Below are 25,117 nucleotides of genomic sequence, written 5' to 3'. Positions count from 1 at the left end.
CTAACACAATAATAAAAGTAACAATGAGAAAAGTAACCACTTTATTATCAACCTTGGCGTTGGCAACTACTCTGGCTGCTCAAACCCTTCCGCAAACGGAACGGCAATACCTTTCCGGTCACGGATGTGATGATATGGTAGAATGGGACTTCTTCTGTACTGACGGACGCAATTCCGGCAAATGGACGAAGATCGGTGTACCGTCATGCTGGGAGTTGCAGGGCTTTGGCACCTATCAGTATGGAATCACCTTTTATGGCAAAGCATTCCCTGAAGGTATCGCCGATGAAAAAGGAATGTATAAGTACGAGTTTGAGGTCCCCGAGAAGTTCCGCGGACAGCAGGTAAATCTGGTATTCGAAGCTTCGATGACAGATACCGAAGTTAAAGTAAACGGGCGTAAAGTCGGCTCGAAACATCAGGGAGCTTTCTATCGTTTTTCATACAATGTCACAGATTTCCTTAAGTATGGAAAAAAGAACCTGCTGGAAGTAACCGTTTCAAAGGAAAGCGAAAATGCCAGTGTGAATCTTGCCGAGCGACGTGCCGATTATTGGAACTTCGGAGGTATTTTCCGTCCGGTATTTCTGGAAGTAAAACCTGCGATTAATTTACGTCATATCGCCATCGATGCGCAGATGGATGGTTCCTTCCGTGCCAATTGCTATACCAATCTGTCTAATGACGGAATGAGTATCCGGGCACAGATTTTGGACAATAAAGGCAAAAAACTAACTGAAACGACCGTCCCTGTAAAAGCGGGAGGAGACTGGACTTCTTTACAGCTCAAGGTCTCTGATCCGGCTCTGTGGACAGCCGAAACGCCGAATCTTTATAAAGCTCAGTTTTCTTTGCTGGACAAAGACGGAAAAGTGCTGCACAACGAGACAGAAACATTCGGTTTTCGTACCATCGAAGTACGCGAAAGTGACGGATTATACGTAAACGGTGTACGCATTATGGTACGTGGTGTCAATCGCCATAGCTTCCGTCCGGAAAGTGGCCGTACATTAAGTAAAGCGAAAAATATCGAAGATGTTCTTTTGATGAAAGACATGAATATGAACTCCGTCCGTCTGAGTCACTATCCGGCTGATCCGGAGTTTCTGGAAGCTTGTGATTCTTTGGGACTTTACGTGATGGATGAATTAGGAGGCTGGCATGGCAAATACGATACTCCGACCGGAGTACGCCTGATCAAAGGAATGATAGAACGTGACGTTAACCACCCGTCTATTATCTGGTGGAGTAACGGTAATGAAAAAGGATGGAATACCGAACTCGATGGAGAATTTCACAAGTACGATCCGCAGAAACGTCCGGTGATTCACCCGCAAGGCAATTTCTCTGGTTTTGAAACCATGCATTACCGTTCTTACGGAGAAAGTCAGAACTATATGCGTTTGCCGGAAATCTTTATGCCGACAGAATTTCTCCACGGTTTGTATGATGGCGGTCATGGTGCCGGATTATATGACTATTGGGAAATGATGCGCAAACATCCCCGCTGTATCGGTGGGTTCCTTTGGGTACTGGCAGACGAAGGAGTGAAGCGTGTCGATATGGACGGATTCATTGATAATCAAGGGAATTTCGGCGCTGACGGTATTGTAGGGCCACATCATGAAAAGGAAGGCAGTTTCTACACAATCAAGCAGTTATGGAGTCCGGTACAAATCATGAATACTTCTGTCGACAAGCAGTTTGACGGTAAGTTCTCCGTAGAAAACCGTTATGATTATCTGAATCTGAATACTTGCCGTTTCCTTTGGAAACAGGTGAAGTTCCCTACCGCAACAGATGCTTCTAATACAACTGCCCAAGTTCTGAAACAAGGGGAAGTGCAAGGAAGTGATGTCGCAGCCCATTCGGCAGGTGTGCTGGATATTAAAACAACGATCCTTCCGGATGCCGATGCCCTTTTCCTCACAGCCATCGACCGATACGGTCATGAACTTTGGCGCTGGACTTTCCCTGTGAACAAACTGAATCAGGCTAATGAAGTGCTTTCTCCCTTATCTAATAAGGTAACCTCTACAGAAACAGAAAATGAACTTACCGTAAAAGCGAAGAATCATACTTTCATTTTCTCAAAGAAAGACGGTCAGCTGAAAGGTGTATCCGTAAACAATCGCAAGATCAGCTTTGCCAACGGCCCTCGTTTCATCGGTGCCCGTCGTGCCGACCGCTCATTGGATCAGTTTTATAATCACGATGACGAAAAAGCGAAAGAAAAGGATCGTACCTACAGCGAATTCCCTGATGCTGCTGTATTCACGAAACTGGATGTAAAAGAAGACGGAGGCAATCTGATTGTTACTGCCAATTATAAACTGGGTAATCTGGATAAAGCGCAATGGACAATCAATCCAAGTGGAGAAGCGGTGCTGGATTATACCTACAATTTCTCCGGCGTGGTAGATTTAATGGGAATCTGCTTCGACTATCCCGAAGATCAGGTGATCAGTAAACGCTGGCTGGGAGCGGGGCCCTACCGTGTATGGCAGAACCGTATTCATGGCACGCAATACGATGTCTGGGAAAACGACTATAACGATCCTATTCCGGGTGAAACCTTCACATATCCCGAATTCAAAGGATATTTCGGCAGTGTTTCCTGGATGAACATCCGTACGAAAGAGGGTACTATCAGCCTAACCAATGAAACTCCGGATGCTTACATTGGAGTATATCAGCCGCGTGACGGTCGTGACCGTTTACTTTATACGCTTCCTGAAAGTGGAATTTCTGTCTTGAATGTGATTCCTCCTGTACGCAATAAAGTAAATTCGACTGATCTATGTGGCCCGTCATCGCAGCCAAAATGGGTGAATGGTCCGCAGAGCGGACGAATCATTTTCCGGTTTATGGAATAAATAAATGAAATAAAGAGGTACTCACATTGCGTTGGGTACCTTTTTTTGTAATTCAAGAATAGCCTCCAAAGCCTGTTCCGCTTTCTCTTCAGGCACAAAGATATGGTCATGATAATAGGCCGCCACCACATTAGCACTAATATTTTTTTCTGCCAGCTTGGCAGAAAAGGCAGCAGTCAGCCCCACCGCATCCAGACTTGAATGTACATTGAGAGTGATAAGTCTGTAAACGGACAGGTAATCTATCTTTTTGTCTACAGCATTTTTCGTGTCAAGAATGAAGGTTACACCCTCTTTCTCATGGAAAATCCCGATGGGGTTCAGCTCCCGCATTTGATCCCAATCGAGCGTTGGGAAAGAACAAAAAACAAAATCCCGCTCATCCAACACAGGCTCCATATTGGATAATAATAGTTCTAACTCTTTAATACCTGACATAAGTTCAACTGATGATAATTGCGCAAATATAGCAAATATAAAATGGTTTAAAAGAGTCATAAGTGAGGAATAATCATTATTTTTGTTTCGTTTTATAGATTCAGATTAACGAGTTCTTTCCTATGTACACAATACTAATTATAGAAGACGAACCCAGAGTGGCAAGTTTGCTGATGAACGGGCTGGAAGAAAATGGTTATCAGACCATGGTAGCTTATGACGGATTAATGGGGCTGCGGCTTTTTCAGGCACATACGTTCGATCTGGTTATATCTGATATTGTTCTGCCTAAGATGGACGGATTTGAGCTGACGAAAGAAATCCGTAAGTCCAATCCCCGTATTCCTATATTAATGTTGACGGCATTAGGATCAACGAACGATAAGCTGGATGGTTTCGATGCCGGTGCAGACGACTATATGGTGAAGCCCTTTGATTTCAGAGAGTTGAATGCCAGAATCAAAGTTCTATTGAAACGTGTCTCGGGAAATGTACCGGAATTGCCACAGGAACTTGTTTATGCGGATCTGCGCATTGATCTTCAGCGGAAGGACGTAGAACGAAATAACGTTTCCATTAAACTTTCTCCGAAAGAATATAACCTGCTGTTATATATGGTCGAAAATGCCGAAAGAGTATTGAGCCGGGTAGAGATAGCGGAGAAAGTATGGAACACACATTTTGATACGGGAACCAACTTCATTGATGTATATATCAACTACCTTCGCAAAAAGATAGACCGTAACTTTGAACCGAAACTTATTCATACCAAAGCAGGGATGGGTTTCATACTGACTGACAAATTATGAAAATCCGGACAACGCTGACTCTGCAATATGCGGGCATTACAGCTGCGGTATTCTTCGCATTTGTCATAGCTGTCTATTACGTAAGCGAGCATTCGCGCAGCAATGCTTTCTTTCGCAACCTGCAAAGTGAAGCTATAACCAAAGCCCACTTATTTCTTAATAATCAGGTAGATGCAAAAACGATGCAGTCTATTTACCTGAACAATCAGAAGTTTATTAATGAAGTAGAGGTAGCCGTCTATACCACAGATTTTAAAATACTATATCATGATGCCCTTCAAAACGACATAGTCAAGGAAACACCCGAAATGGTAAAACGTATTCTGAAACGAAAGAATATCAGTTTCTATGTGGACGAATATCAGGCAATAGGACTTGTGTATCCGTTTGAAGGACAATACTACATTGTCACTGCCGCTGCCTATGATGGCTATGGATACGCTAACCGGGATGCACTGAGAAATATGCTCATTCTGTTATTTATAGGAGGATTGAGCGTGTTGGCGATTGTCGGTTATATCCTCTCCCGAAGCACCTTAAAGCCCATACGCAATATCGTGAGAGAAGCGGAGAAAATCACCGCCTCACATATCGACAAAAGACTGCCTGTAAAAAACGAACAGGACGAACTGGGAGAACTGAGTATTACATTCAATGCACTGCTGGAACGTTTGGAGAAGTCCTTCAACTCACAAAAGATGTTTGTCAGCAATGTATCTCATGAATTACGTACACCTATGGCAGCCCTTACAGCCGAACTGGATCTGGCCCTGTTGAAAGAACGAACCTCCGGACAATATCAGGCAGCTATCGGCAATGCACTACAAGATTCGCGACGGATCATAAACCTGATCGACGGATTGCTGAATCTTGCAAAAGCCGACTATCAGTCGGAACAGATTACAATGGAAGAGGTCCGGTTGGATGAACTGCTGTTGGATGCCAGAGAATTAGTCCTAAAAGCCCATCCGGATTATCATATCGAATTAGTATTTGAGCAGGAAGCTGAGGAAGATAATGTGCTGACCGTAATCGGAAACAGCTATCTGTTGACTACTGCCTTTGTGAATCTGGTAGAGAACAACTGCAAGTACTCTTCCAACCGGACTTCATCCGTCCTGATAGCTTATTGGGAACAATGGGCTATTATCCGCTTGTCTGATAATGGCGTAGGAATGTCCGATGCAGACAAAGAAAACCTGTTTAAACTGTTTTATCGGGGAGAAAACAAGAATATAGCTCCCGGAAATGGTATAGGCATGGTTTTGACACAGAAAATCATTCACCTTCACAAAGGCGAACTTACCGTATCTTCTCATAAGGACGAGGGAACTACTTTTGTGGTAAAACTCCCGCATATCTAAGAAACTCTAATAGTTTTCTAATACCACTCTAATCATTCTCTAACGGCTTCCTCCCGAAGTCCTCCTTACTTTTGCATCGAATTAATAAATGCAGTTAGTAACTTAAAAAAAATAGAGAGTATGGTATGGAAGAAAAAACTGCGTTCATCACAGTACACATTCAATTCAGAGAGAGTATTTTTGGTTGCCACGCAACCCGGTAAGTCAATTTATTCCTGTTTACAGACTACAAAGCTTGGATTAACGCTGGGAGAAGTACAGGAGCGACAATCCATTTATGGAAGAAACGAAGTCATCCATGAACAAAAAAAGAATCCGTTTATACTGTTTATCAGAACGTTTATCAATCCTTTCATAGGCGTTCTGACAGGACTTGCTATCATATCCTTATTTCTGGATGTGTTGATGGCTGAACCCGGAGAGCAAGAATGGACAGGGGTAATCATTATTTCGTCCATGGTATTATTCAGTGCTGTTCTTCGTTTCTGGCAGGAATGGAGAGCAAGTGAAGCTACGGATTCTTTAATGAGGATGGTAAAAAACACTTGTCTGGCGAAACGTGCCGGAGAACAGGAAGAAGAGATCGATATAACAGAACTCGTTCCGGGAGATATTGTGTACTTGGCAGCCGGTGATATGGTTCCTGCCGATATACATATCATCGATTCAAAAGACTTGTTTATCAGTCAGGCTTCATTGACGGGTGAGTCCGAACCGATAGAAAAGTTTCCGGAAGTACAGGGACAACAGTTTCGTAAGGGAAGTGTCATAGAGTTGGATAATATCTGTTATATGGGTTCCAATGTGATTAGCGGTGCGGCAAAAGGAATTGTTTTTGAAACGGGGAATAAAACCTATCTGGGTACAATAGCCAAAAGTCTGGTCGGACATCGTGCCACTACAGCCTTTGATAAAGGTATTAGCAAGGTCAGCTTTTTATTGATTCGTTTTATGCTGGTTATGGTTCCGTTCGTGTTTTTCGTGAATGGTTTTACGAAAGGTGACTGGTTCGAAGCCTTCATTTTTGCCGTATCTGTGGCGGTCGGTCTTACTCCCGAAATGTTACCTATGATTGTGACTGCCAACCTGTCTAAAGGAGCAATCGCCATGTCCAAAAAGAAAACAATCGTAAAGAACCTCAATGCCATTCAGAATTTTGGAGCAATGGATATACTTTGTACCGATAAAACCGGCACATTGACTTGTGATAAAATTGTGTTGGAGAAGTATATCAATGCAGACGGCAGCGATGACAACAGTAAACGTATTCTTCGTCACGCATACTTCAACAGTTATTTTCAGACTGGTCTAAGAAACCTGATGGATAAGGCAATCCTCTCTCATGTAAGAGAGTTGAATCTGGAACATTTGAAGGATGCCTATACCAAGGTTGATGAAATTCCTTTCGATTTTACACGCAGAAGGATGTCTGTCGTTATAGAAGACAGGCAAGGGAAGCGCCAAATTATTACCAAAGGAGCAGTAGAAGAGATTCTCGATGTCTGTTCGTATGCCGAGTTCGACAGGGAGATACATCCTTTGACTGACTCCTTGAAAATAAAAGCGCAAAAGATCAGTGAGGAAATGAACCGGCAAGGTATGAGAGTATTGGCGGTTTCCCAGAAAAGTTTCATCGAGAAGGACTGTAATTTTGCCATCGAAGATGAGAAGGAAATGGTGTTGATCGGATATCTTGCTTTTCTTGATCCTCCCAAACCTTCTGCCGCCGAAGCCATCGAACAATTATATATGCATGGAGTAGCAGTCAAAATATTGTCGGGAGACAATGATACCGTAGTGAAAGCTATTGCCCGTCAGGTGGGGATTGATACCGGGCACTCCCTTACCGGAATAGAAATGGAGGAAATGGATGAAACAACATTGAAAGAAACAGTAAAAGACACCACTTTATTCTCCAAACTCACTCCATTGCAGAAGACGCAAATAATCTCTCTGTTGCAGGAGCAAGGTAATACAGTTGGGTTTCTGGGAGATGGCATCAATGATGCAGGCGCCTTGCGGCAGTCAGATATTGGCATATCTGTCGATTCGGCGGTAGATATAGCAAAAGAAAGTGCGGATATCATCTTGCTGGAGAAGGATTTGATGGTATTGGAAGACGGCGTACTTGAAGGTAGAAAGACATTTGGTAATATCAATAAGTATATAAAGATGACTGCCAGTTCCAATTTTGGCAATATGTTCAGCGTGATGTTTGCAAGCGCCTTTCTGCCGTTCCTGCCCATGATGCCGATACATTTGCTGATTCAGAACCTATTATATGATATATCACAGACAACCATTCCATTCGACCGTATGGACCCGGAATTTCTGAAGAAACCGCGCAAATGGGATGCATCCGACCTAAGTCGTTTTATGATTTATATAGGACCTATCAGTTCTATCTTTGATATTGCTACCTATCTGGTCATGTGGTATGTGTTCAGTTGTAACAGTCCCGAACATCAGACTTTGTTTCAGACCGGATGGTTTGTAGAAGGTTTGTTATCTCAGACATTGATTGTCCACATGATACGTACCCGTAAAATACCATTTATACAAAGCCGGGCTACGTGGCCTGTTATGGGGCTGACATTCTTAATTATGGCAGTAGGCATTCTTATTCCTTTCACAGCTTTCGGACGTTCCATCGGCCTGACGGCTCTTCCTTTGGGTTATTTTCCCTGGCTGATTGGTATTTTGCTTTCCTATTGTATCCTGACGCAATTGGTAAAGAACTGGTATATCAGGAAGTTTGTACGTTGGCTATAGCATTCGGCCTGTTTATCCCACAAAATATGTATATATAATGTGAAATATCTAAAATTGAGACAGATAACCTGTCAAAAGTTCTTGCCTCTAAAAATAATTTCATACATTTAGAGGCAAGAACTCTTAAATGTTAGATTTACGAACATACTAATATTCAAACACAATGAAACACAGCTTATACTTTCTGATAATAATTACCTTGTTGTTTGCCGGATGCCGTCAAAAAGCCCAGAGTAATTTCCTGTCCGAATCTTCTGCACAAACAGAGGAAAGTAATCCCTCATTGGAAGAGTATGCTGAAGAAGCAGTCATCACAGGCAAAGTACTAAATCGGGATTTCTATCCTCAGGAAAAGGAACTGACTCTCATTATCCCATTTTTCAGAGATATGGGAAATCAGTATCGTTCGCCCATACAAAAAGATGGTTCATTCTCTTTCCGTTTTCCGGTTTATGCCAAATTAAGGGAGGTTTCTATCCGCAACTATGCAGAACATCTTTATATCCACCCGGGAGACAGCATACATGTAGAAATAGACTTCAAAGATCTTTTTCATCCTAAAGTGACAGGTGATGCCGAAAAGCTAAATCAGGAGATATTAGCGTTCACTGAAAGTGCATATTACTATATACAGAATTACAATATGAAACCGGAATCAGACGTTAAGGATTTTGAGGCTGAATTAAAAAAGGATTATAATTTTCGTTTGGAACGTAGGAATGAGTATCTGGTGAAGTACAAGCCAATGGAAGATGTAGTACTGTTTACTGAAGAATTGCTGAAGCAAGATTATTATTATGCGCTGTTATTCAATGGTATGTCATACTTGTTTAAAACGAGAAAAGAGATGGACCGTTATCATACACTTTTACCTGAAATCAATAAACTATATACTAAAGGCATACTCTCGGCACGCTTATACGATGTTGCTGATGAAGCAGAAAGATATATTGCTTATGGGATCGCTTTCAGAGATAAAAAGAATCCTTCGATAGAAGAAATCATGGCTACAATGGGGGAGAGTGAGATGAATCAGTATTTATATACTAAGTTGATAGCCGGTTCTTTATGTACTAATGACACACTTGCTTTTCACGAAAAACGTACACAGTTTGACTCAATCGTTAAAATGTCACATCTACGTGCACAGGTGATGCAGATCTATAATCAGACCAAATCGTATCTAAAAAATCCACAGCCTGTTTCCGACAATTTATTATATGGCGAATTCCATGAGAACTCAAAGCATACAACACGTATGCCATACATGAAACCTGTCTATGATGTGCTCGAAAAGAATCGTGGGAAAGTGATTTATTTCGATTTTTGGGCTAGATGGTGTCCTCCTTGTCTGGCTGAAATGGAACCTTTAAAACAATTGCGCAGCAAATTCTCTACGGATGATTTGATTATATATTCCATTTGTGTGAGTGAACCCAAAGAACAATGGGAGGAATGCCTGAATGAGTATTCATTGAAAAACCGGGGAATTGAATGTGTTCATGTGACTGATTATTTGGGAATAGATAACTATCAGAAAATTTGTAAGCAATGGAAAATAGACAGGATGCCTTACTATGTATTAATAAATAGAAAGGGGCAGATTATTGATTTCGGAACTGCGGCACGTCCCAGTAATCCGCAGTTAGTATCCCGAATAGAAGAAGCGGTGAAATGAGACTTATTTTGTAGAAAGCAATACTGCCTAAGAAATTAAATAGTTTAATTTGAGCAAGGAGAATACTGTGAGTACAAAACAGTCCGTTTTTCGTCTTATCTATAAGTAAAAATATAGATTAGAATGAAAAGCCGACTGAAACAACAAATATTTGCAATCTCATTATTGGCATGCACTGCTATATCTCCTGCCAATGCTCTGCAAACACATTTACTTCGCGAACAATTCCAAAATCCGTCTGACGAAGCAAAGCCTTGGACTTTTTGGTACTGGATGTTTGGAGCCGTATCCAAAGAAGGGATTACGGCTGACTTGGAAGCAATGAAACGTGCTGGGCTGGGAGGTACTTATCTGATGCCTATCAAAGGTATCAAAGAAGGACCACAATACAATGGAAAGGCGCAACAACTAACACCCGAATGGTGGGAAATGGTTCGTTTCAGCATGGAAGAAGCCGACCGCTTGGGATTAAAGTTAGGAATGCATATTTGTGATGGTTTTGCATTGGCTGGTGGTCCGTGGATGACTCCGAAAGAATCGATGCAAAAGATAGTCTGGAGTGATACAATCGTTGATGGTGGCAAAATCAAAGGACTACACTTACCGCAACCGGAGGCATACGAAGGTTTTTATGAAGATATTTCTTTATTTGCCCTGCCTGTAAAAGAGGAAGCGGCAGACGTTATGCCGGCCCAAATAACCTGTGCCAATATAGCCACAGGAAATCATATTGACATCAAGAAGACTGTGAACATGGATGATGCCGGAGTAATCCGTTCATCATATCCCTGCTATATCCAATATGAATACGAACAGCCTTTCACCTGCCGCAATATTGAAATCATTCTGAGTGGCAATAATTATCAGGCGCACCGCTTGAAAGTGATGGCAAGTGATGATGGGGTTAACTACCGTTTGGTGAAACAGCTCGTCCCTGCACGTCAGGGATGGCAGAATACAGATGAAAATTCCACTCATGCAATTCCTGCTACAACTGCCCGTTATTTCCGCTTCTACTGGACACCCGAAGGCAGTGAACCGGGAAGTGAAGACATGGATGCCGCAAAATGGAAACCAAATCTGAAAATCAAGGAACTGCGTCTGCACCGGGAAGCCCGACTGGATCAGTGGGAAGGCAAAGCCGGACTGGTATGGCGTGTAGCTTCCTCCACGAAGAAGGAGGAAATAGGGGAGCAAGATTGCTATGCCCTTTCACAGATTATCAACCTGACAGATCCCTTTAAAAATAGTCCGAGCGACAATTTTAAAGAGAGAACACTGACAGCTACTCTCCCCAAAGGAAAGTGGAAACTACTCCGCATGGGACATACCGCCACCGGACATACGAACGCAACTGCCGGAGGAGGAAAAGGACTGGAATGTGATAAATTTAATCCAAAAGCTGTTCGCAAGCAGTTCGACAACTGGTTTGCGCAAGCATTTGTAAAGACAAATCCGGACGTTGCCCGCCGCGTATTAAAATACATGCACGTGGATAGTTGGGAATGCGGAAGCCAGAACTGGAGCGATACTTTTGCCGCAGAATTCCGGAAACGCCGTGGATACGACCTGATGCCTTATTTACCATTGTTGGCAGGTATTCCGATGGAGAGTGCCGAACGAAGCGAAAAGATTCTGCGTGATGTCCGCACAACGATAGGTGAACTGGTCGTCGATGTTTTCTATCAAGTCTTGGCCGACTGTGCGAAAGAATATGATTGCCAGTTCTCAGCCGAATGCGTAGCGCCTACCATGGTAAGTGACGGATTACTGCATTATCAGAAAGTAGACCTTCCCATGGGAGAATTCTGGCTGAACAGCCCAACCCACGACAAACCGAATGATATGCTGGATGCCATCAGCGGAGCGCATATCTACGGCAAGAATATCATCCAGGCAGAAGGTTTCACGGAAGTACGCGGAACATGGAACGAACATCCGGGAATATTGAAAGCCTTACTGGACCGCAACTATGCTTTAGGCATCAACCGCCTTTTCTTCCATGTATATGTCCATAATCCTTGGCTGGACCGCAAACCGGGAATGACTTTGGATGGTATCGGCCTTTTCTTCCAGCGTGACCAGACGTGGTGGAATAAGGGTGCAAAGGCTTTCTGTGAATACATCACCCGTTGCCAGTCATTGCTGCAATACGGGCATCCGGTGGCGGATATTGCAGTATTTACAGGAGAAGAGATGCCAAGACGTTCGATATTGCCGGAACGTTTAGTTCCTTCTTTACCGGGCATCTTCGGTGCAGAGCGGGTGGAAAGCGAACGAATCCGTTTGGCAAACGAAGGACAACCCTTACGTGTGCGTCCTGTAGGCGTAACACATTCCGCAAATATGTCCGATCCTGAAAAGTGGGTAAATCCACTTCGAGGATATGCTTATGACAGCTTTAACAAAGACGCGTTACTCCGTTTGGCGAAAGCGGAAAACGGCAGGATGACGTTACCGGGTGGAGCCAGTTACAAAGTGTTAGTATTACCACTTCCACGTCCGATGAATCCGGACCCCGCAGCACTGTCTCCGGAAGTAAAACAAAAGATAAATGAACTGAAAGAAGCAGGCATACTGATTCCTTCTCTTCCATATAAAGAAGATGATTTCTCCTCATACGGTCTGGAACGTGATCTGATCGTACCGGAAAACATTGCCTGGACACATCGGCAAGGAGAACAGGGGGATATTTATTTTATCGCCAACCAACTGGAAGAAACACGTACATTTACCGCCAGTATGCGCATCGACGGCAGAAAGCCGGAATGCTGGAATCCGGTGACGGGTGAGATTAACGCTGACATTCCTTACGAACAAAAAAGCCATCGTACGGAAATCACTTTAACATTAGCTCCGAATGAGTCTGTCTTCATCGTATACCCTGCAGAAGAAGATGATAAGGAAACTTCGGAAAAAGAGCGCAAGGAAAAGAAGGATTCGGTAAAAGAAGCTTCGGAGACAGGCTTGGAAGCAACAGAATATACCGTGACTTTTACAGCAAACGGTAAGACTATCCAAAGACAGGAACTCTTTGACTGGAGCAAAGAAGAAGATGAGCAAATACGCTATTACTCCGGAACAGCAGTGTATAAAACAACATTCCGCTGGAAAAGTAAAGTGAAAGAAGACCAACAAGTATATCTGAATCTGGGAAAAGTATGTGATCTGGCTACTGTCCGTGTGAACGGCATAGATTGCGGAACGATATGGACAGCTCCTTATCGGGCTGATATTACGGCAGCCTTAAAGAAAGGTGTGAATGAACTGGAAATCGAAGTGACCAATACTTGGGCGAATGCACTCAAAGGAGCCGATGAAGGAAAAGCTCCTTTCGATGGAATATGGACGAATGCCAAATACCGAAGAGCAGAAAACACCCTGCTTCCTGCAGGATTGCTCGGACCTTTGAATTTTGATGTAGCGAATAAAAACAAATAAGAATGAAAAGTTCAGGAATTAAAACAAGCACAGTATTAGCAAGCTTTCTGCTCGCTGCCTGCCTGTCAATGCGTGCGGAAGTGAAACTGCCCGCTATTTTCTCTGACGGCATGGTGATGCAGCAACAAACCAATGCCAACCTTTGGGGAACGGCAACTCCGAACAAGAAAGTAACAGTCACTACCGGCTGGAACGGAAAACAATATGCAGTAACAGCAGACAAGAACGGTTCATGGAAACTTTCAGTCTCCACTCCGGAAGCCGGCGGACCGTATACCATCACTTTCGACGATGGAACCCAAAAGACACTGAATAATATTCTGATAGGCGAATTATGGCTGTGCTCCGGTCAGAGCAACATGGAAATGCCTATGAAAGGATTCAAGAACCAACCTGTAGAGAATGCCAATATGGATATTCTTCGCAGCAAAAATCTTCATATCCGCTTGTTTACGGTAAAACGAACTTCTACCATTACCCCTCAGAACGACGTTGTCGGCTCATGGAAAGAAGCGGCTCCGGTCAGTGTCCGTGATTTCAGTGCGACGGCCTATTATTTCGGAAGACTGGTCAATGAAATATTAGAAGTTCCGGTAGGACTCGTAGTAGCGGCATGGGGCGGTTCTGCTTGTGAGGCATGGATGACTGCCGATTGGCTGAAAGCATTTCCGGATGCAAAGATACCTCAATCGGAAGCTGATATCAAATCGAAAAACCGTACCCCGACCGTACTCTATAATGGTATGTTGCATCCATTGATCGGCATGACCATGAAAGGAGTGATCTGGTATCAGGGAGAAGATAACTGGAATCGTGCCCATACCTATGCGGATATGTTTACCACATTGATTAACGGTTGGCGTGCCGAATGGAAACAAGGTGATTTTCCTTTCTACTATTGTCAGATAGCCCCTTATGACTATGGTATTATCACTGAAAAAGGTAAAGAGGTGATTAATTCTGCTTATCTACGGGAAGCACAGGCAAAGGTTGAACATCGTGTGTCTAACAGCGGCATGGCTGTACTGCTGGATGCTGGAATGGAAAAGGGAATTCATCCCGCAAAGAAACAGGCTGCGGGAGAACGTCTGGCACTCCTTGCACTGACAAAGACGTACGGAATAGAGGGAGTAAACGGAGAAAGCCCTTATTACAAAAGTATTGAAATCAAGAATGACACTATTGTCGTCAGCTTTGAACGTGCGAATATGTGGATCAGCGGTAAAAACTGTTTTGAATCGAAAAACTTTCAGGTGGCAGGTGAAGACAAAGTATTCTACCCGGCGAAAGCATGGATCGAACGCAGCAAAATGCTAGTAAAAAGTGATAAAGTTCCGCATCCGGTAGCTGTCCGCTATGGATTTGAGAATTATGTGGAAGGAGATGTATATTGTGATGGGCTGCCGTTGGGGTCTTTCCGTTCGGACGATTGGTAATTTGAAAATATGAAGAGATTTTATCTGGCTATAGCAATGATATTCGTTGGCGTGTCGGTTCTTTGGAGCCAGCATGCCAATGTCGTTTGGGATACTCCCAGCCGGAATTCCTCCGAATCGATGCCATGCGGCGGGGGAGATATCGGCATGAACATATGGGTAGAGGAGGGGGATATACTATTTTATCTGAGCAGGAGCGGTACGTTCGATGAAAACAACTGCCAGTTGAAGCAGGGACGTTTTCGCCTCCGGTTATCTCCCAATCCTTTTGAAGACGCAAAGGATTTCCGGCAGGAATTAAAGCTGATCGACGGTTATGTTGAAATCTCTGCCGAAGGGACACAAGTACAACTCTGGGCAGATGTTTTTCATCCGGTTGTACACATAGAAGTGATTAATGACCGGCCTTTGCAGGCGGAAATCTTTTATGAAAACTGGAGATACCAGGATCGGCTGATCAGAAAAGGAGAGGGGCAGCAATGTTCCTATAAGTGGGCTCCTCCAAAAGGAACGATGACGCATGCCGACTTCATTTCATTGGAGAATTCATCCGAAAAGGATAGTAAACGCCTTTTGTTTTATCATCGTAATGCGGAAGAGACAGTGTTTGACGTGGCAGTTGCCCAGCAAGGGATGAATGAAGTGAAGTCGCAGATGATGAATCCTCTTAAAAATCTGACTTTCGGAGGGTATCTGTCAGGAGAGAATCTGGAATATATAGGCACTTCAGACAGTGTATATGCCGGAACTGATTACCGCGCCTGGGGATTTCGTTCTCTGAAAGCTTCTAAAAAGCATCATTTCTCAGTTGTGTTACACACAGAACAGACGGAAACCGTCACCCAATGGGAGCAAGGTCTGAAAACAGCCTGGCAACGAATTGCCCCACAAGGAAAGATATCGTCTAAAGTGGTATCACAGGATAAAAAACAAACCCGCCTATGGTGGAATGCTTTCTGGCAACGGAGTTTTATCGAAACGATTGGTGAAACCGAAAACAAGGAGAACAGCAAAGTAGAAAAAGAAACCGGAAATAAAGAAAAGAGCGACGCGAAAGATGCATTGAAAGAAATCACCCGAAACTACACTCTTTTCCGCTATATGCTGGGCTGCAATGCTTACGGCAGTGTCCCCACCAAATTCAACGGTGGTTTATTCACCTTCGATCCCTGCCACATAGACGAGAAGCAGGCATTCACTCCTGACTACCGAAAGTGGGGAGGAGGAACGATGACTGCACAGAATCAGCGTCTTGTCTACTGGCCGATGCTGAAAAGCGGTGACTTCGACATGATGCCTTCCCAATTCAATTTCTATAACCGGATGTTGAAGAATGCGGAACTCCGCAGCCATGTATATTGGCAACACGAGGGAGCCTGCTTCTGTGAGCAGATAGAAAACTTCGGCTTACCCAATCCCGCAGAATATGGTTTCAAACGTCCGGCTTGGTTTGACAAAGGACTGGAATACAATGCGTGGCTGGAATATGAATGGGATACTATTCTTGAATTTTGCCAGATGATTCTGGAAACGAAGAATTATGCCGGTGCCGACATAACTCCGTATTTGCCTTTGATTGAAAGTTCGCTGACCTTTTTCGACGAACATTATCGACTACTCGCTTCCCGTCGGGGACGCAAAGCACTGGATGGTGACGGACACCTGATACTGTTCCCCGGCTCTGCCTGCGAAACTTACAAGATGACCAACAACGCCAGCAGCACCATCGCCGCACTGCGAACTGTATTGGAGACTTACATCAAAGTTTGCAACAATGAAAAGTGGCAAAAGATGCTGGAAACAATTCCTCCGGTTCCATTACGCTATATCGAAGTCAAGGATTCTCTTAATCTTCAGGCTTCTACCATGACTCCGGCATGGAAACAAACGATTTCTCCCGCCAAAAGCTGGGAACGAATCAACAATATAGAGACACCACAACTCTACCCGGTTTTTCCCTGGCGCATCTACGGAGTAGGCAAGGAAAATCTGGAAATAGCTCGTGATACGTATTTCTATGATCCCGACGCACTCAAATTCCGCTCCCATACCGGATGGAAGCAAGACAACATCTGGGCAGCCTGTCTGGGGCTGACCGAAGAAGCCAAAAGCCTTTCTCTGGCAAAGCTATCAGATGGTCCCCACCGTTTTCCTGCCTTCTGGGGACCGGGATATGACTGGACACCCGACCACAACTGGGGAGGTAGCGGCATGATAGGACTTCAGGAGATGCTCTTACAAACGAATGGAACACAAATACTTCTGTTCCCCGCCTGGCCCAAAGAATGGAACGTCCATTTCAAACTCCATGCTCCGGGCAATACGACGGTAGAAGCAACTTTAAAAGATGGAAAAGTAACAATCCTAAAGGTGTCACCGGAAAGCAGAAAGAAAGACATTGTTATAATGATAGAAAAATAAAAAAAAGAATACATAAATAAAAAGCACTATGAATAAAAGACCGTTTTTAATCTTATCCCTATTTCTACTGCTATTCTCCTTCGATGGGCAGGCAGCAGATACTTATCGTCCCGAAATATCGGTTGCCGGATTTATTCCGCTTCCCGATTGCGGGCGACAAGTATATAACTTCAATCCGGGATGGCGATTCTTCAAAGGCGATATCCGGGGGGCGGAAGCTGTAAATTTTGACGATCGTTCTTGGGAGGTCGTTTCTACTCCTCACACAGTGGAACTGATGCCCGCCGAAGGCAGTGGTTGCCGCAATTATCAGGGTCCTGCGTGGTATCGCAAGCATTTTGTAGTTCCCACTGCAACGAAAGGACAGCGTGTACTCCTTCATTTTGAAGCGGCAATGGGAAAGCAAGTACTTTACCTGAACGGCAAACGTGTCCAGGAACATCTTGGAGGTTATCTGCCTTTCACACTGGACTTGACGGCAAACGGCGTACAAGCCGGAGACTCCTGCCTCCTTGCCGTCTATACCGACAACAGCAACGATAAATCATACCCTCCCGGAAAGCCCCAATACACACTGGATTTTGCTTATCATGGAGGTATCTATCGTGATGTATGGATGATTGCCAAATCTCCGGTTGCCATTACCGATGCCATCGACTCCCGCACAGTTGGCGGTGGCGGCGTATTCGTTCACTTTGACAAGATCAGCGAAAAGAGCGCACAAGTATATGTAGAAACGGAGATTCAGAACGATAATACCCGTTCGGAATCCGTCACTATAGAAACGACCCTTACAGATGCCGAAGGCAACGTTATCAAACGTACGTCCGGCAAACTTTCTCTGAACTCCGGAGAAAAGAAATCAATCCGTCAGCAGATGGAAGTGAGGAATCCGAAACTCTGGTCACCGGATGCTCCTTATCTATATAGAGTACAATCCCGCATAAAGAAAGGAAACCGTTCCATTGACGGAGGAACGACCCGTATCGGTATCCGCCTAGCGGAATTTCGTGGCAAGGAGGGTTTCTGGCTGAATGGAAAACCTTTCGGACAATTAGTCGGAGCCAATCGTCATCAGGACTTCGCATACGTAGGCAATGCTCTTCCCAATTCACAGCAATGGCGTGATGCAAAGCGTCTGCGTGATGCAGGATGTACCATCATCCGTGTAGCGCATTACCCGCAGGACCCATCCTTTATGGATGCCTGTGACGAACTCGGCTTGTTTGTCATCGTCGCTACTCCTGGCTGGCAATACTGGAACAAAGACCCGAAATTCGGAGAACTGGTTCATCAGAATACCCGTGAGATGATTCGTCGTGACCGCAATCATCCTTCTGTGCTGATGTGGGAGCCCATTCTGAATGAGACTCGCTATCCGCTCGACTTTGCACTGAAGGCACTTGAAATTACGAAGGAAGAATATCCGTATCCGGGACGTCCGATAGCCGCTGCCGATGTGCATTCTGCCGGTGTAAAGGAACATTACGATGTAGTCTACGGCTGGCCGGGTGATGACGAAAAGGAGGACAAACCGGAACAATGCATCTTCACCCGTGAATTCGGAGAAAACGTAGATGACTGGTATGCCCACAACAACAATAACCGTGCAAGCCGCAGTTGGGGTGAACGTCCGCTGCTGATACAGGCACTTTCTCTGGCTAAAAGTTATGATGAGATGTACCGCACTACCGGTCAGTTTATCGGTGGCACACAGTGGCATCCATTCGATCACCAGCGTGGTTATCACCCCGATCCATACTGGGGAGGCATTTATGACGCTTTCCGTCAGAAAAAGTATGCGTATGAAATGTTCCGCAGCCAATCTCCGGCAAGCCTCCAACATCCGTTGGCAGAATGCGGACCGATGATATTCCTTGCTCATGAAATGTCACAATTCTCCGATAAGGATGTAGTAGTATTCAGTAACTGTGACTCCATCCGCCTTTCTATCTACGATGGAACAAAAACATGGACCAAACCTGTGGTACATGCCAAAGGGCATATGCCGAACGCACCTGTCATCTTCGAAAATGTATGGGATTTCTGGGAAGCGCGCGGATACAGTTATACTCAAAAGAACTGGCAGAAAGTAAATATGGTTGCCGAAGGTATTATCGACGGGAAAGTAGTATGTACCCAAAAGAAAATGCCTTCCCGCCGGTCTACCAAACTTCGCTTGTATGCAGATACTCAAAAAGTAAACTTGGTAGCGGACGGTTCGGATTTTATAGTAGTAGTTGCCGAAGTGACGGACGATAGCGGAAACGTTCGTCGTCTGGCAAAGGAAAATATCGTATTCACGGTAGAAGGGGAAGGAGAAATCATTGGTGACGCAAGGATCGGTGCCAACCCTCGTGCCGTAGAATTCGGTTCGGCTCCTCTGCTGATCCGTTCCACACGAAAAGCCGGGAAGATTAAAGTGAAAGCTCATGTACAATTTGAAGGGACTCAGGCTCCGACTGCCGCTGAAATGGAATTTGAAAGTGTTCCTGCGGAGCTTCCTTTCTGTTATGATGAGAAGTACTGTATTAGTCAGGACACACCCTCATTAACTGTAAAAGCTACTTTATCCGAGAATGCAACCGACGGCAAAGTGCAACTGACAGAAGAAGAACGACAACGGGTGTTGGATGAAGTGGAACGGCAACAAACTGAATTTGGAATAGAAAAGTGAGCTTGGTCGAAACTGAATGACAGATCAATATGCTTCATTCTTTCAGACCTGAGTTATATCGAACATAGGCTATTAGCAAAAATGAATAAGCTAATAGCTAATCTGGTTTTGCTAATAGCAAATTCAGTTTTGCTAATAGCTAATTTTTGGCTTGCTGACACCTTAATTTCGGGACTTCAAAATCCAGTAAAGTCTAAAAGTCCATATTAGGTTTTTCAAAAATGCATAAATGAAGAAAATAAGTTCTCACGGAAAGGGAATAATGGTGATATATATATACATAAACCTTAAACAGGCTCTGTTTTTATATCCTATCATGAAATATTTCCCGAACATAGTGGGAACCGGTAGCAAGAATCGTGTTTCTAAAAAAGCAAATAGGCGTTACAAAGCTTATAGATGTGTTTTTATAGGTTTATTTACCCCTTTTGTTCTTTTTGAAAAGCCTAATACTGGATTTTTAGACTTTACTGGAATTTGAGAATGAAAAATGAGGTAGTTTAGATCGAAATACAGCATTTAATGTAAGTACTTAAATATGACATTCGCTTTTGTTGAATCTTTGCTTCGGATCATTGCTTTGGGGCTGTTTCCAGTTCAGCTTTAGCACTGAAATTCTCGCGAAATTTCAATGAATATCTTCGATGATAAAAAAGATAAGTTATAAAATTCAGTTTCTTTTTTAAAGATAAAATAGTATCTTTGATGCAAGATTCATTTCCACTAATATAATATACAATGAAGAAACACTTCTTTTTTATATTTATGTTTCTCTTGATGACGAGAATCTGTGCTTTTGCCTACCCTAACATGATTGTTGAACATTATACGGCCGAACGAGGCTTACCCAATAATATCGTCAATTGTACACTTAAAGGGCAGGACGGATTTGTATGGTTCGGCACCTGGTACGGACTATGCAGTTTCGACGGTACCAAATTCCGTTCCTATGATAATCATGATGGATTTTACTCCGCAGATATTCCTCCCCGTAAGATTCAGCGTATTGTAGAAGACAGGAACGGATACCTTTGGATCAAGACTATCGACCGCAAACTCTATCTGTTTGATAAGAAACATGAAAGTTTCCACGCAGTGTATGACGATGTAAAAGAGTACTCTGAAAATATTCAGATTATCAAGATACAGACGACAGATGACGGAGACGTACTGCTGCTGACCAAAGATAAAAGCCTGCTGCGTGCAAATACAGACCAGAACGGTAAAATCACCATGAAGCAGTTGCACGATTCGCGTCCCAATGTCAACGTCTACGACTTACGCCTCAAGCATAATGTGTTTTGTGAAACTGCCGAGTTTATCAATTGGATCGGTATGGACTATCAGATTCTTTCATTGAGAAAAGGAGAGGCTCTGAAAGATAAGCCTGTCGACTTTATTCAAAAGAAAGTTTCTGCCAATCCGGACCAGTTCACTTGTGCTTCCTACAGTTCCAAATTCTTATGGCTGGGAGATAAGAACGGACATATTTATAGCGTCGATCCGCAAAATGGAGTAGTCAACCGCTACGAAATACCGGAGATTGATCAACCGATTTCCAATATACTGGTCACTGAATCAGGATTAATGTATATCACCACCGTTGATGGTGCGTATGAATATAACATCGGCTACAAACAACTGACCAAACTACCGTTCTCCATCGCAGGGAAAAAAGTAGGAATGATATTCAATGACAAGTATGACAAAATTTGGTTTCAGGAAGGTAATGAGGCATTGACGTACTATGATCCTCTGAACAAAAGCAATCATCGCTTTCCTTTCCCCAAACAAAATGCCATCGGTAACTTTGAAAAGCAGGATGCCGGTGAACAGGGTATGTTTTTCCTCACCCCCGGTGGAGAAATTCTGCTCTTCGATAGGGAAAAACTGGAAATGACCCGTATCAATCAACTGAAACCTTTTTCCGACGACCTTCCCGATCAGCTCTTCTTTCATCTGTTGCTGGATAAAGACGGTATTCTTTGGCTGGCATCTACAGGCAGCGGAGTATACAAGGTTAACTTTCCCAAGAAGCAATTTCAACTGCTGACAGAAGTTTCTCCTGTCCCTGTAGACACAGAAAGAGCGACCTCTTGGAATCAGGGGATACGTGCACTGTATCAGGCTAAGAATGGAGACATCTGGGTCGGTACCCGTTGGCAGGCACTTTATCGTCTGGATAGCAACGGGCAGATAAAACAGGTTTTTACGGATCAGAATTATCTGATAGGCGCCGTATATCATATCATGGAAGATAAAGAAGGAAACTTGTGGTTTTCCACTAAGGGAAACGGACTTGTCAAAGCCGAACCGGATATGAACTCACCACATGGTCTGCGTTTTACCCGCTATAAGAATGATCCCAAGAATCCGAATTCTATCAGTAACAATGATGTGTATTTCACTTATCAGGATAGTCAGGAGCGTATCTGGGTCGGTCTGCTAGGCGGAGGGCTGAACTTGATTTCCGAAGAAAACGGGACACTTGTATTCAAGCATAAATACAACGGACTGAAACAATATCCCGCTTATGGTCTGTATATGGAAGTCCGTACAATGACAGAAGATGAAGACGGGCGTATCTGGGTAGGTACGATGGATGGTCTGATGTCTTTTGACGGACATTTTACGACTCCCGAACAGATTCAGTTTGAGACGTACCGACAGATCAGCGATCGTTCCAATGTGGCAGACAATGACATTTATGTACTATATAAAGACAGTGATTCGCAAATTTGGGTGAGTGTATTCGGCGGAGGTCTGAATAAGCTGGTCCGCTATGACAAAGAAAAACGTGAACCGATATTCAAGTCATATGGCATACGTGAAGGAATGAATAACGATGTGGTCAAGTCCATCGTGGAAGATAAAAACGGAAATTTGTGGTTTACTACCGAAATTGGTCTGTCCTGCTTTAATAAGGCGACAGAGCAGTTCCGTAACTACGACAAATACGATGGTTTCCTGAATGTTGAACTGGAAGAAGGCAGTGCGTTGCGTGCATTGAACGGAGACTTATGGCTTGGTTCGCGACAGGGGATTCTGACATTCTCTCCTGATAAACTGGAGACACAACATACCAACTATGACACCCGTATCGTAGACTTTAAAGTATCCAATCGTAATCTGCGAAGTTTGAACGACTGTCCGATTCAGGAGTCTATCACATACACCGATGCACTTCAATTGAAGTATAATCAGTCTATGTTCACAATCGAATTTGCCGCATTAAATTTCTACAATCAGAATCGCGTATCTTATCGTTACATACTCGAAGGGTATGAGAAAGAATGGCACTATAACGGCAAAAACCGTATTGCTTCTTATACCAATGTTCCTCCCGGAGACTACGTATTCCGTGTAGAAACGATGGATGAAGCCAATCCGGAACTTGTATCCACATGCACATTGGCTGTCACCATTCTCCCGCCGTGGTGGCTGAGTTGGTGGGCAACTCTTATCTATGTAATCCTTGGCATCGCGGCCCTCTATTTCGGTCTGCGCCTGGCCTTCTTCATGATTAAGATGAAGAACGACATTTATATCGAGCAGAAAGTCTCGGAAATGAAAATCAAGTTCTTCACCAATATTTCTCATGAGCTTCGTACTCCTCTGACACTGATAAAAGGGCCGATACAAGAACTGAAGGAGCGGGAAGAACTGTCTCCGAAAGGACTGCAATACGTGGACCTGATGGAAAAGAATACGAACCAAATGTTACAACTGGTCAATCAGATTCTTGATTTCCGAAAGATTCAGAATGGCAAGATGCGTCTGCACGTATCATTGATTGATTTCAATGAAATGATAGCTTCCTTCCAAAAAGAATTCCGTGTACTTTCGGAGGAAAATGAAATCAGTTTCACATTCCAACTGCCGGACGAACCGATTATGGTATGGGCAGATAAGGACAAACTGAGTATTGTTATCCGCAACGTCATATCGAACGCGTTCAAATTTACTCCTTCTGGTGGAAGTATTTATGTAACTACCGGATTGACAGATGATGGAAAATCCTGCTATGTACGGGTAGAAGACAACGGTGTCGGCATTCCGCAAAATAAGCTGAGTGAAATTTTCGAGCGTTTCTCACAAGGAGAGAATGCGAATAATCCACATTATCAGGGTACGGGCATCGGTCTGGCACTTTCCAAAGAAATAGTAAACCTGCATCACGGTATCATCCGTGCCGAAAGTCCGGAAGGGCAGGGGGCCGTGTTTATTGTAGAGCTATTGCTGGACAAGGACCATTATCGTCCGTCGGAAGTAGACTTCTATGTCAGTGATACGGAAACTGCTCCCGCCGCTACAGACAAGAAGATGGTTATCGATTCAGAAAAGGAACCGGAGGAGGAACTGGAAATTGATGCTTCATTACCGACTCTTCTGCTGGTAGAGGATAATAAAGACCTGTGCCAGCTGATAAAACTGCAATTGGAAGATAAATTCAATATCCATATAGCCAATAACGGCGTAGAAGGACTGAAGAAAGTGCATCTGTATCATCCGGACATCGTAGTGACCGATCAGATGATGCCGGAAATGGACGGACTGGAAATGCTGCAATCTATCCGGAAGGATTTTCAGATCAGCCATATCCCTGTCATTATTCTGACAGCCAAGAACGATGAAGGTGCCAAGACCAAAGCGATCACTCTGGGTGCGAACGCATATATAACCAAGCCATTCAGCAAAGAGTATCTGTTGGCACGGATCGATCAGTTGCTCGGCGAACGGAAACTGTTCCGCGAACGTATCCGCCAGCAAATGGAGAACCAGACGACAACGGAAGAAGACAGCTACGAACAATATCTGGTGAAGAAAGATGTGCAGTTCCTTGAAAAGATACACCAAGTGATCGAGGAAAACATGGACGACAGTGATTTCAATATTGATACGATCGCTTCCGGCATCGGACTGAGCCGTTCGGCATTCTTCAAAAAGCTGAAAAGCCTTACCGGACTGGCACCTGTCGACCTGGTAAAGGAGATTCGCCTGAATAAATCGATCGAACTGATTAAAAATACGGATTTGAGTGTTTCGGAAGTGGCGTTTGCTGTCGGATTCAAAGATTCGGGCTACTATAGCAAGTGTTTCCGCAAAAAATATAATCAGACTCCCCGTGAATATATGAATGAATGGCGGAAAGGATAGAAAGACCGATTACAAAATACTTTCTTAATCGTCTTTTTTAAAAACCTA

General features: G+C 43.8%; 12 protein-coding genes. 11 read left to right on the top strand and 1 reads right to left on the bottom strand.

Annotated elements, in window-relative coordinates; genetic code table 11:
- Positions 1-23: 23 nt before the first annotated feature.
- The gene (locus tag BT_RS04995; RefSeq protein ID WP_011107553.1) at positions 24-2,876 is read left to right on the top strand and encodes a glycoside hydrolase family 2 protein; all 2,853 of its coding nucleotides are present in this window, start codon (positions 24-26) and stop codon (positions 2,874-2,876) included.
- A gap of 21 nt (positions 2,877-2,897) precedes the next feature.
- Here the strand turns inward: BT_RS04995 and BT_RS04990 are convergent, their stop codons facing one another.
- Positions 2,898-3,314 (bottom strand): ACT domain-containing protein, encoded by a 417-nt coding sequence (locus BT_RS04990; RefSeq protein WP_032840993.1) that lies wholly within the window; start codon positions 3,312-3,314, stop codon positions 2,898-2,900.
- 122 nt (positions 3,315-3,436) lie between these two features.
- On the opposite strand from BT_RS04990, the gene BT_RS04985 reads away from it, so the two are divergent.
- From BT_RS04985 to BT_RS04940, 10 genes are all read left to right on the top strand, one after another.
- Positions 3,437-4,123 carry a response regulator transcription factor gene (locus BT_RS04985; RefSeq protein WP_008765779.1) on the top strand — a complete coding sequence of 229 codons (687 nt, stop codon included), beginning with the start codon at positions 3,437-3,439 and terminating at the stop codon, positions 4,121-4,123.
- On the top strand, positions 4,120-5,487 hold the full coding sequence (locus BT_RS04980; RefSeq protein ID WP_008765778.1) for a sensor histidine kinase: 1,368 nt from the start codon (positions 4,120-4,122) through the stop codon (positions 5,485-5,487). Before BT_RS04985 ends, BT_RS04980 begins: the two co-directional genes overlap by 4 nt.
- Before the next feature lie 120 nt (positions 5,488-5,607).
- A complete protein-coding gene (mgtA, locus tag BT_RS04975) occupies positions 5,608-8,259 on the top strand; it encodes a magnesium-translocating P-type ATPase (RefSeq protein WP_011107551.1) in 2,652 nt (883 codons plus the stop codon).
- Positions 8,260-8,422: 163 nt separating this feature from the next.
- Positions 8,423-9,937 carry a TlpA family protein disulfide reductase gene (locus BT_RS04970; RefSeq protein WP_008765776.1) on the top strand — a complete coding sequence of 505 codons (1,515 nt, stop codon included), beginning with the start codon at positions 8,423-8,425 and terminating at the stop codon, positions 9,935-9,937.
- Between the two features lie 156 nt (positions 9,938-10,093).
- A complete protein-coding gene (locus BT_RS04965) occupies positions 10,094-13,378 on the top strand; it encodes a glycosyl hydrolase (RefSeq protein WP_370448176.1) in 3,285 nt (1,094 codons plus the stop codon).
- A gap of 2 nt (positions 13,379-13,380) precedes the next feature.
- Positions 13,381-14,814, top strand: coding sequence for a sialate O-acetylesterase (locus tag BT_RS04960; protein WP_008765774.1), 1,434 nt, complete (start codon positions 13,381-13,383; stop codon positions 14,812-14,814).
- 9 nt (positions 14,815-14,823) lie between these two features.
- Positions 14,824-17,235: a DUF5703 domain-containing protein gene (locus BT_RS04955; protein WP_008765773.1), complete on the top strand. Its 2,412-nt coding sequence runs from the start codon at positions 14,824-14,826 to the stop codon at positions 17,233-17,235.
- 28 nt (positions 17,236-17,263) lie between these two features.
- Positions 17,264-19,912, top strand: coding sequence for a beta-galactosidase (locus BT_RS04950; protein WP_008765772.1), 2,649 nt, complete (start codon positions 17,264-17,266; stop codon positions 19,910-19,912).
- A 229-nt stretch (positions 19,913-20,141) separates the two neighbouring features.
- The gene (locus BT_RS04945; protein WP_008765771.1) at positions 20,142-20,393 is read left to right on the top strand and encodes a hypothetical protein; all 252 of its coding nucleotides are present in this window, start codon (positions 20,142-20,144) and stop codon (positions 20,391-20,393) included.
- A 257-nt stretch (positions 20,394-20,650) separates the two neighbouring features.
- A complete protein-coding gene (locus BT_RS04940) occupies positions 20,651-25,069 on the top strand; it encodes a hybrid sensor histidine kinase/response regulator transcription factor (RefSeq protein ID WP_008765770.1) in 4,419 nt (1,472 codons plus the stop codon).
- Positions 25,070-25,117 lie beyond the last annotated feature (48 nt).

The organism is Bacteroides thetaiotaomicron VPI-5482, from assembly GCF_000011065.1.
Lineage (GTDB): Bacteria > Bacteroidota > Bacteroidia > Bacteroidales > Bacteroidaceae > Bacteroides > Bacteroides thetaiotaomicron.
This window is presented reverse-complemented; position numbering and strand designations above follow the sequence as displayed.

Bases quoted from the DNA above. Each gene is read 5' to 3' on its own strand.
- BT_RS04995 (WP_011107553.1), top strand. From the start codon at position 24: ATGAGAAAAGTAACCACTTTATTATCAACCTTGGCGTTGGCAACTACT.
- BT_RS04960 (WP_008765774.1), top strand. From the start codon at position 13,381: ATGAAAAGTTCAGGAATTAAAACAAGCACAGTATTAGCAAGCTTTCTG.
- BT_RS04990 (WP_032840993.1), bottom strand. From the start codon at position 3,314: ATGTCAGGTATTAAAGAGTTAGAACTATTATTATCCAATATGGAGCCT.
- BT_RS04985 (WP_008765779.1), top strand. From the start codon at position 3,437: ATGTACACAATACTAATTATAGAAGACGAACCCAGAGTGGCAAGTTTG.
- BT_RS04945 (WP_008765771.1), top strand. From the start codon at position 20,142: ATGAAGAAAATAAGTTCTCACGGAAAGGGAATAATGGTGATATATATA.
- BT_RS04980 (WP_008765778.1), top strand. From the start codon at position 4,120: ATGAAAATCCGGACAACGCTGACTCTGCAATATGCGGGCATTACAGCT.
- BT_RS04955 (WP_008765773.1), top strand. From the start codon at position 14,824: ATGAAGAGATTTTATCTGGCTATAGCAATGATATTCGTTGGCGTGTCG.
- mgtA (WP_011107551.1), top strand. From the start codon at position 5,608: ATGGTATGGAAGAAAAAACTGCGTTCATCACAGTACACATTCAATTCA.
- BT_RS04950 (WP_008765772.1), top strand. From the start codon at position 17,264: ATGAATAAAAGACCGTTTTTAATCTTATCCCTATTTCTACTGCTATTC.
- BT_RS04940 (WP_008765770.1), top strand. From the start codon at position 20,651: ATGAAGAAACACTTCTTTTTTATATTTATGTTTCTCTTGATGACGAGA.
- BT_RS04970 (WP_008765776.1), top strand. From the start codon at position 8,423: ATGAAACACAGCTTATACTTTCTGATAATAATTACCTTGTTGTTTGCC.